The organism is Micromonospora sp. NPDC049580 (assembly GCF_040675595.1).
Lineage (GTDB): Bacteria > Actinomycetota > Actinomycetes > Mycobacteriales > Micromonosporaceae > Micromonospora.
Genome location: NZ_JBFAPG010000820.1, coordinates 1 through 1,266, shown reverse-complemented (window position 1 = coordinate 1,266; position 1,266 = coordinate 1). Strand labels below are relative to the sequence as shown.

General features: G+C 68.6%; 1 protein-coding gene. It reads left to right on the top strand.

All coding sequences use genetic code 11. From position 1 onward, the window contains the following. The coding region (locus tag AB0J68_RS32320) for a sugar ABC transporter substrate-binding protein (protein WP_363942702.1) at positions 1-1,230 on the top strand (1,230 nt) is incomplete at its 5' end. Between the last annotated feature and the right edge of the window lie 36 nt (positions 1,231-1,266).

The following is a 1,266-nucleotide window of genomic DNA, read 5'->3' as shown; positions in this document are numbered from 1 at the left end:
GGCTCCGGCGACGACTCCGCCGCATCGCCCAAGACCCTCACCTACTGGGCCAGCAACCAGGGCGCCAGCCTGGAGGCCGACAAGACCATCCTCCAGCCGGAGCTGGACAAGTTCGAGAAGCAGTCCGGCATCAAGGTCAACGTCGAGGTCGTCCCCTGGTCGGACCTGCTCAACCGGCTGCTCGCCGCCGCCGCCTCGGGCAAGGGCCCGGACGTGGTGAACATCGGCAACACCTGGTCGGCGTCGTTGCAGGCCACCGGCGCGCTCGTCGAGTTCGACGACGCCGCCCTGCAGGCCGTGGGCGGCAAGGACCGGATCGTGCCCGCCGCGCTCGCCGCCGCCGGCGCCCCCGGCAAGCCGCCGGCCGCCGTGCCGCTCTACAGCATGGCGTACAGCCTGTACTACAACAAGAAGTCGTTCGCCGACGCCGGCATCACCGCGCCGCCGACCACCTGGGAGCAGCTCGCCGAGTACGGCAAGAAGCTCAGCACCGGCGGCAAGTGGGGCCTGGCGATCGAGGGCGCCAACCCGTCGGAGAACGCGCACCACGCCTTCACCTTCAGCCAGCAGTACGGCGGTGAGTGGTTCGACTCGGCCGGCAAGCCGACCTTCGACACCCCGCAGAACGTCTCGGCCATCAAGCGCTACATCGACTTCATGGCCGCCGACAAGATCACCAACCCGAGCAACGCGGAGTACGCGCAGAACCAGTCGGTCTCCGACTTCGCCAACGGCAAGGCCGCCATGCTGCTCTGGCAGTCCGCCGGCTCGAACCTCAAGACGCAGAACATGCCCGCCGACGCGTACGGGGTGGCCCCGGTGCCGTTCCTGGCCAGCCCGCCGGCCGGCGGCAAGAAGGTCAACAGCATGGTCGCCGGCATCAACATGGCGGTCTTCAAGCACACCAAGAACAAGGACGGCGCACTGAGCTTCGTCAAGTTCATGACCAGCGACGAGGAGCAGACGCTCCTCAACAAGACGTACGGCTCGCTGCCGGCCGTGAAGACCGCTGCCTCCGACCCGGCGTTCAGCGCGCCGGAGCAGAAGAGCATCCAGGAGACGCTGGTCACCACCGCCGCCCCGCTGCCGCAGGTGCCCGACGAGAGCACCTTCGAGACCCTGGTCGGCACCGCGATGAAGGAGTTGTTCGCCGACGCGGCGAGCGGCAAGCCGGTCACCGAGCAGTCGGTGAAGGCGAAGCTGACCGACGCGCAGCAGAAGATGCGCTGACCCACGCAGCGCCGGTGGCCGTGGTCGGGCGTCGAG